Annotated in this window: 2 protein-coding genes; one reads left to right on the forward strand and one right to left on the reverse strand. The window is 45.9% G+C overall.

Annotation, left to right across the window (positions count from 1 at the left end; all coding sequences use genetic code 11):
* A partial coding sequence (locus ACTHUR_RS20425) for an STAS/SEC14 domain-containing protein (RefSeq protein WP_440400620.1) occupies positions 1-223 on the forward strand: 223 nt, incomplete at its 5' end.
* A gap of 154 nt (positions 224-377) precedes the next feature.
* Here the strand turns inward: ACTHUR_RS20425 and ACTHUR_RS20430 are convergent.
* Positions 378-458: a DALR anticodon-binding domain-containing protein gene (locus tag ACTHUR_RS20430; protein WP_440400622.1), complete on the reverse strand. Its 81-nt coding sequence runs from the start codon at positions 456-458 to the stop codon at positions 378-380.

Below are 458 nucleotides of genomic sequence, written 5' to 3' on the forward strand. Positions count from 1 at the left end.
GGACTTGTCCATGTTGAAAGACTTCACCATCGATATGGCGGTCGAACAAATCAAATTCCTCAACCAACACGAAACCGACTTCGGCCGCGTTGCCGTCATTACCGACGACATCTGGATCAGACTCGGCGCGCGCCTTTCCAGCCTTTTGACCAACCAACATCCCAAATATTTCAGCGACGCCACCGAAGCACAGGCTTGGTTGTTGGCAAGCAATTTGAAATAAAGATAAGGCCGTCTGAACGCATTACCTGAGCAAATATAAAAACGCTTAGACTCAAACAACGGCATCACAATATTTTTCAAAGTATAAAAAGGCCGTCTGAAACCTTGCAACCTGCAAAGTTTCAGACGGCCTTTCATCGTTTTTATTCAAAAACTTACATCACATCTAATACATCAATGCCCAACAACTCCAAGCCTTGTTTCAGCGTATCGCCGGTCAGCTTCGCCAGTTGCAG

The sequence above is a fragment of the Neisseria sp. P0021.S007 genome (assembly GCF_051956855.1).